Source organism: Limnohabitans sp., from assembly GCF_044361645.1.
Taxonomy (GTDB): Bacteria; Pseudomonadota; Gammaproteobacteria; order Burkholderiales; family Burkholderiaceae_C; genus Limnohabitans_A.
In genome coordinates this window covers 62,743-69,453 of sequence record NZ_JBIKIL010000003.1, presented here as the reverse complement: position 1 = coordinate 69,453, position 6,711 = coordinate 62,743, and the positions used below count along the sequence as shown (strand labels likewise).

At 57.3% G+C, this 6,711-nt stretch carries 7 protein-coding genes and 1 pseudogene; 7 read left to right on the top strand and 1 reads right to left on the bottom strand.

Translation table 11 applies throughout. The annotated features are described in order from the left end of the window. A partial coding sequence (locus ACIQ39_RS01165) for a bL21 family ribosomal protein (RefSeq protein WP_396432771.1) occupies window positions 1–126 on the bottom strand: 126 nt, incomplete at its 3' end. A gap of 331 nt (window positions 127–457) precedes the next feature. On the opposite strand from ACIQ39_RS01165, the gene ACIQ39_RS01160 reads away from it, so the two are divergent. The 7 genes and pseudogenes from ACIQ39_RS01160 to ACIQ39_RS01130 all read left to right on the top strand — a co-directional run bounded on the left by ACIQ39_RS01160 (window position 458) and on the right by ACIQ39_RS01130 (window position 6,701). Then, a complete protein-coding gene (locus tag ACIQ39_RS01160; protein ID WP_396432770.1) occupies window positions 458–1,387 on the top strand; it encodes a polyprenyl synthetase family protein in 930 nt (309 codons plus the stop codon). A 446-nt stretch (window positions 1,388–1,833) separates the two neighbouring features. Next, a pseudogene (locus ACIQ39_RS01155) lies at window positions 1,834–3,054 on the top strand (GspE/PulE family protein); the annotation flags it as partial. Continuing rightward, window positions 3,051–4,265 (top strand): type II secretion system F family protein, encoded by a 1,215-nt coding sequence (locus ACIQ39_RS01150; RefSeq protein WP_396432766.1) that lies wholly within the window; start codon window positions 3,051–3,053, stop codon window positions 4,263–4,265. The pseudogene ACIQ39_RS01155 and the gene ACIQ39_RS01150, both read left to right, overlap by 4 nt. Window position 4,266: 1 nt before the next feature. Continuing rightward, window positions 4,267–5,085, top strand: coding sequence for a prepilin peptidase (locus tag ACIQ39_RS01145; protein WP_396432765.1), 819 nt, complete (start codon window positions 4,267–4,269; stop codon window positions 5,083–5,085). An 11-nt stretch (window positions 5,086–5,096) separates the two neighbouring features. Continuing rightward, the gene (gene coaE / locus ACIQ39_RS01140) at window positions 5,097–5,711 is read left to right on the top strand and encodes a dephospho-CoA kinase (protein WP_396432764.1); all 615 of its coding nucleotides are present in this window, start codon (window positions 5,097–5,099) and stop codon (window positions 5,709–5,711) included. A gap of 22 nt (window positions 5,712–5,733) precedes the next feature. Continuing rightward, window positions 5,734–6,489 carry a cell division protein ZapD gene (gene zapD, locus ACIQ39_RS01135; protein WP_396432763.1) on the top strand — a complete coding sequence of 252 codons (756 nt, stop codon included), beginning with the start codon at window positions 5,734–5,736 and terminating at the stop codon, window positions 6,487–6,489. Next, complete coding sequence (locus tag ACIQ39_RS01130) at window positions 6,486–6,701, top strand: DNA gyrase inhibitor YacG (protein ID WP_396432762.1); 216 nt, start codon at window positions 6,486–6,488, stop codon at window positions 6,699–6,701. The genes zapD and ACIQ39_RS01130 overlap by 4 nt, the downstream gene beginning before the upstream one ends. Window positions 6,702–6,711: the final 10 nt, after the last annotated feature.

Sequence of the window (6,711 nt, the reverse complement as noted above, 5' to 3'; positions counted from 1 at the left end):
ACCGACGGCCAAAACTTGATCAATCACGATTTCCTGGCCAACGTCCGCAGCAATCTGTTCTACTTTAATTTTTTCGCCAGCGACAACACGATACTGTTTGCCACCGGTTTTTATGACCGCGTACATAAATGACCTCTTTGAATGGAAGTTTCCAAGGACTGATTTCCAAGGAACCGGCGATTTTAGCATGATCATCCCTGGCCTGCCAAATGCGCGCAAGAAAGACAAGTGTGTGGCTGCAGGCCCATACCCGCATGCCAAGCCCATGACTTTCGCCCATGACCCAAACCCGTGAAGCGCGCTTGCAAACTGCAGGGGTCTCTATAATCAATTGACTTACATTCTCCTGAATGCGCTTTTACCCGCCTCGGCCAAGCCGGGCTTTTCTGCCGGATAAACCAAGTTGCCCGCCACTGAAAACAGCACCGCTGCCGTCCTTGAACTCGTGGCTCCCGACATGGCTGAAGTCGACCGCGTCATCGATCAACGGCTCAGCTCAGGCGTTCCTTTGGTGGCTGAGGTGGCCCGTTACATCATCTCGGCCGGAGGCAAACGGCTGCGCCCGGTGTTGCTTCTTTTGACCAGCCGTGCACTGGGCTACACCGGAAACCAACACCACAATTTGGCGGCTGTGGTCGAATTCATCCACACGGCCACATTGCTGCACGATGATGTGGTGGACCAGTCCACCCTGCGGCGCGGGCGCGCCACAGCCAATGAAAATTTTGGCAACCCAGCCAGTGTCTTGGTCGGCGACTTTTTGTATTCGCGCGCTTTTCAAATGATGCTCGACGCCGACAGCATGCGTGTGATGCAAACCTTGGCTGACGCCACCAACGTGATCGCCGAAGGTGAGGTGTTGCAGCTGATGAACATGCACGATGCCTCTCTGAGCGAACAAGGCTATTTGCGTGTGATCCGCTCCAAAACAGCCAAACTTTTCGAAGCCAGCGCCCGGCTGGGTGCCATATTGACCCACAGTGATGCCGCGACAGAAGCCGCGTGCGCAGCTTACGGTCAAGCCTTGGGCACGGCTTTTCAAGTGATTGATGACGTGTTGGACTACGAGGGGGACACCCATGAGATGGGCAAAAACCTGGGCGATGACTTGCGCGAAGGCAAAGCCACTTTGCCCCTGATTTTGGCGATTCAACGCGGCAATCCACAGCAAAGTCAAACTGTGCGCGAGGCCATCGAGTCGGGCAGTCTGGAGCGCTTGACCGAGATCGCCGCCATCGTGCGAGAAACAGGTGCTTTAGAAGCCACGCGCAAAGCCGCAGCGGGCGAGGCACAAAGGGCCTTTGACGCAGCCATGCAACTGCCCCGCAACAATTACCGCGATGCCATGGTGGTGCTGGCTTCGCAGCTGCTCGAGCGCCGCACCTGATTTGTTGGTGTGGGTGATGGTGAGGCCATGCGCTCTTGCGCATGACTTTTGCTAGTCTTTGGCTCCCAGTCAAAATGTCAAGACAGCTCGATCCCGCGCCTGCTGCCAAAGCAAAAACCCGCGCAAGGCCCAGTTTTGCAGCCGATTGACACGGCCCGGTGGGGTTTGCAGTGGTCCAAGCTGAACCGCTTTGTCACTTTCTGGCCTTTGTCTCTTTCATCCCGACCCGGCGCCGATATCCGCAAAGCACAGGGGGGCGTTGGCAAAGGGCAAGCGTGGACACTGGGCGCAGGGTCTTCGCCCGGGATGACAAAAATTGGGACGCCATGGCTGTATCAACTTCATCGGTTCGGACCCATAAGTCACACCGGCGTGTTTACAAAAACCAGCTGAGAACGCATGATAAGAGCCAAAATTAGCTCTTATCGGGGTTTTTTATGCCGCAACAAGCTGCATCCCGGCCCGCTTATTCAGCCGCCCATTCAGCAAGCGATGACGCCCCTGTGGTGACTTATGTTCAGCAATTGCTGGAACAGGCGGTGGCTTTGAGGGCCTCTGATCTCCACCTCGAACCCTACGAGCACCACTACCGCGTGCGCATGCGCATCGATGGCGAGTTGCGTGAAATGGACAGCCCCCACATGGCCTTGAAAGACCGGCTGGCCTCCCGCATCAAGGTCATGTCACGGCTTGACATTGCCGAAAAGCGCTTGCCCCAAGATGGCCGCATGAAACTTCACTTGGCCGAAGGTCGAGAGTTGGACTTGCGCGTGAGCACCTTGCCCACGTTGTTTGGTGAGAAGCTGGTGATTCGGGTGCTGGATGGCGCACAGGCCCAGCTCGACTTGAATCGCCTGGGTTACGAACCCGAAGACCTTGCGCGTCTCGTCGCGGCCATCCGCGCGCCCCACGGCATGGTGCTCGTGACGGGCCCAACCGGTTCCGGCAAAACACAATCTTTGTATGCCTGCTTGAACCTGCTGAACACGCCCGAAGTGAACATCGCCACGGTTGAAGATCCGTGTGAGATTCAACTTCCAGGGATCAACCAGGTCAATGTGCAAGACAAACCAGGTTTGAGTTTTGCGGTGGCTCTGCGGGCTTTTTTGCGACAAGACCCAGACATTTTGATGGTGGGCGAAGTGCGCGACTTGGAAACAGCCAACATCGCCATTCAAGCTGCACAAACTGGCCATTTGGTCTTGTCCACTTTGCACACCAACGATGCCCCCGGCACCTTGGTGCGGCTGCGCAACATGGGCACCGCCCCCTACAACATCGCGGCCAGCGTGAGCATGATCACGGCCCAACGCTTGGTCCGCTGCTTGTGCCCGCTCTGCAAAAAGACCACCTCGCTGTCGCCCTCTGTTTTGGCGGCTGCCGGCTGGTCAAAAACCACTTGCCCCAGCCACGCCGTGCCCGTGTTTGAGGCGGTCGGTTGCGCGCAATGCCACAAAGGCTTTGTCGGGCGCACGGGCATCTTTCAAGTCATGCCCATCAGCGCCAAGATGCAACAACTCGTGCTGCAAGAGGCGGGCCTGCAAGACATAGCGCAACAAGCCAAATCCGAGGGGGTGCAAAGCCTGCGTCAAGCGGGTTTGCGCAAAGTCCTGCAAGGCATCACATCACTGGACGAGGTGATGGCCGCCACCCGAGAGTCAGCATGAGCTCACGCACCGAATCTGGACAAATGCCGGCATTTCGGTGGACGGGGCAAGACAGCCAAGGCATTCGACAAAAAGGGCAAATCCAGGCCTTGAACGCCGACTTGGCTCGGGCGCAATTGCGCAGATTGGGCCTGCACAGTGTGCGCGTTCAGCGTCTTTGGTGGTCCAAACCCGAGCTCATCAAAGCCAAGGATTTGTCTGTCATGACGCGGCAATGGGCCACCATGCTTCAGGCCGGGGTGCCCGTGGTGCAAGCTCTGGACATGCTTTGCCGCAGCGCCAATTCACAGGTCTTGAGCGAGAAGCTGCAAGCTGTGCGCAAGGACGTTCATGCAGGTGTTGCACTGCACCAAGCCTTGGCCAAACACCCCTTGCATTTCAGCGGCCTGTATGTGCACATGGTGCAAGCAGGAGAAGCCGCAGGCATCTTGGAAGTCATGATGGAGCGGCTGTCCCAAGCACTCGAAAAAAACCATGCTTTGCGGTCCAAAATTCGGTCGGCACTGATGTACCCCGTGACGGTGTTTGCGCTGGCCGTTGGTATTTTGCTGCTGATTTTGACCCTGGTTGTGCCAGTTTTTGAAGACGTGTTCAGCTCATTTGGTGCTGAACTGCCGTGGCCCACACGGCTTGTCGTGGGTTTGAGCGATGGCTTGGCACAGGCTTGGCCCCTCATCATTGCAATGGTTTTGCTGGGCTGGTGGGCTGCACAACAGCCCAGCGCCGCCGCATTGCGTGTCAAACAATCGCTGGCTGAGCAGGTGCTGTCTTGGCCGGTGCTGGGGCCACTGGTGAGCACCGCGGTGCTCGCGCGCTGGGCGCAAACCTTGTCCGCCTTGTTGTCTGCTGGGGTGCCCTTGGCGGAAGCTTTGGGGCCCACAGCGCAAGCGTGCGATCATTCGGTTTATGCCCGTTGTACCCTGACGCTGCAACGCAAAGTGGCGCAAGGCAGCGGCTTGAGCGAGGCCATGGGCCAAACCGGGCGCTTTCCTGCGATGATCGTCCAGTTGTGCGCCACAGGCGAAGAAACCGGCGCACTCAGCAACTTGCTGGCCCGTGCCAGCGGCCTGATGGAAACGGAGCTCAACGACCAAGTCAATGGCCTGACCAGTTTGTTGGAGCCTTTGATCATTGTGGTTTTGGGCGGCTTTATTGGGGCCATTTTGGTGGCCATGTATCTCCCTATTTTTCATTTGGGACAAGTTTTTTGACATGAACGACACAGCTTGGGCATTGACATGGGCCGGCTTGCTGGGCCTGCTCACGGGAAGTTTTCTGAATCGGCTGATCCACCGCCTGCCACGCATGCTGCAGGCTCAGTGGGAGGCTTTACCCAGTGCCCCAAGCCCTGCGGAACCGTCATACAACTTGCTTGTGCCGCGTTCTCACTGCCCCGAATGTTTGCAAACCCTGAAGTGGCACCACCAAATACCCGTGCTGGGTTTTTTGCATTTGCGGGGGCGCTGCGCGCACTGCAAGACCTCTATCTCCTGGCGTTACCCGATCATTGAGCTGGTCACGGCCGGTCTGTTTGTTTGGGTCTTTGCACAACACGGCTGGGGCTTTCAGGCCTGGGTCTGGGCCGGTTTCGCGGCGGCCTTGGTGGCCTTGGCCGCCATCGATGCCGACACGCGCTTGTTGCCCGATGCCATAACCCAACCCTTGGTTTGGTCCGGCTTGTTAGCGGCCAGCTTGGGGCTGTCGGGCGTGCTGCTTTCAGATGCGCTTTGGGGTGCTGCGGCCGGTTATCTTTTTTTGTGGTCGGTTTTTTGGCTTTTCAAAGGCCTCACGGGCAAAGATGGCATGGGGCAAGGTGACTTCAAACTTTTGGCTGCATTGGGGGCTTGGCTGGGTTGGCCCGCGCTGCTGTCTCTGGTCTTGATCGCCTCATTGACCGGCATCCTGGCTGCCATGGTGTTGAAGCTGCGCGGTCAATTGGCCCAAGGTGGTGAAATGGCTTTTGGCCCTTGCTTGGTTCTTGCTGGTTTGTGGGTCATGGTGTGGGGCCCACTGCCCCAGGTGATTTTTTGATTTCAACCCCTATGTCTGAACGTATTTGGCGCATTGGCTTGACCGGCGGCATCGGCAGCGGCAAAAGCACTGTGGCTGGTTTTTTGGCAAAGCGGGGGGCGTTTGTGATCGATGCCGATGCCATTTCCCGCCAACTGACCGCCCCCCAAGGCTTGGCCATGCCCGCGATAGTGACAAGCTTCGGACCTCAAATGCAGGCCCCCGATGGCTCTATGGACCGCCAAGCCATGAGGACCTTGGTCTTCCAAGACCCTCAAGCCAAACAGGTGCTTGAAAACATCATCCACCCTTTGGTGAGCTTGACCCTTGATGCGCAAGCCCAAACAGCGGCACTCCAGGGTCACCGGGTTTTGGTTTTTGACGTGCCCTTGCTGGTTGAGTCAGGTGCGCGCTGGCGAAAGCAACTGGACCGGGTATGGGTGGTCGATTGCGATGCCCAGACCCAGCGCCATCGCGTTCAGCTGCGCAGTGGGCTCAGCCCTGAAGACACCGACCGCATCATGGCGCAACAAGCCACACGTGCGCAACGCTTGGCTTGCGCCGATTTGGTCATTCTCAATCAACACCTCAGTTTTGACGAATTAGACCACCTCGTGGGTCTGGCGGCCACAGACTTCGGGCTATGATGGCGGCACTGGAAACTGCCGCGTGATACTGTACGAATTCCCTTTTAACGAACGCGTTCGCACTTATTTGCGACTGCAACAACTGTTCAATCGCTTGCATCTATTGGTTCAGCGCGAAACCGCGTTGGACCACCATTTTGCCTTCACCACCTTGTTTGAAATCATGGAAGTGGGTACCCGCTCAGAACTCAAATCCGAAGTGCTCAAGGATTTGGAGCGACAAAAACAAATTTACATGGCCTACAGAGGCAATCCTGCCATTTCTGAAAAGGCACTGGATGGCCTGATAACGCAATTGGATCGGCACTTTGAAGCCCTCAACCAAGTGAACGGCAAAATCGGTCAAAGCCTGAACGACAACGATTTTCTGATGGCCCTCAGAAGCCGGGCTGTCATTCCGGGCGGCACATGCGAGTTTGACCTGCCGGCCTACCACGCTTGGCAACACCACGATGCGCACAGCCGTCAAGCCGATTTGCAGCAGTGGTTTGCCGCCTTTGTGCCTTTGTCCCAAGCCATCGAGCTGCTGTTGCAAATGCTCCGCGAAACAGGCTCCAGTCAAAAGGTCATGGCCACAGCGGGCTTGATGCAACAGAATTTGCCTCAGGGCCGCACATTTCAACTTTTGCGCCTGAAAATCGACCCCGGCTTGGGCATCACCCCTGAAATCAGCTGCAACCGCTTGCTGGTGGTGATCCGCTTGATGCGCCAACAAGCCGATGGCAAATTGGTGCCCAGCGCCGAAGACGTGCCTTTTGAAATGTCTTTGTGCGCATGAGCCATTCGAACCCGCCTGAAGACTTTGCGTCCCGCAAGGTTCGCTGCCCTGCCTGCGCTGGAACCAGCATTTACAGCCCCAACAACGCCTACCGACCGTTTTGCAGCGCGCGCTGCAAGGGCGTCGACTTGGGGGCTTGGGCCAGCGAAGATTTCAAATTGCCCGACGACACCCCACCCGACCCGCCCTCTGGCGATCCGCGTCTACAGTGACTTGGTCGGC

Bases quoted from the DNA above. Each gene is read 5' to 3' on its own strand.
- ACIQ39_RS01160 (WP_396432770.1), top strand. From the start codon at position 458: ATGGCTGAAGTCGACCGCGTCATCGATCAACGGCTCAGCTCAGGCGTT.
- ACIQ39_RS01150 (WP_396432766.1), top strand. From the start codon at position 3,051: ATGAGCTCACGCACCGAATCTGGACAAATGCCGGCATTTCGGTGGACG.
- ACIQ39_RS01145 (WP_396432765.1), top strand. From the start codon at position 4,267: ATGAACGACACAGCTTGGGCATTGACATGGGCCGGCTTGCTGGGCCTG.
- coaE (WP_396432764.1), top strand. From the start codon at position 5,097: ATGTCTGAACGTATTTGGCGCATTGGCTTGACCGGCGGCATCGGCAGC.
- ACIQ39_RS01130 (WP_396432762.1), top strand. From the start codon at position 6,486: ATGAGCCATTCGAACCCGCCTGAAGACTTTGCGTCCCGCAAGGTTCGC.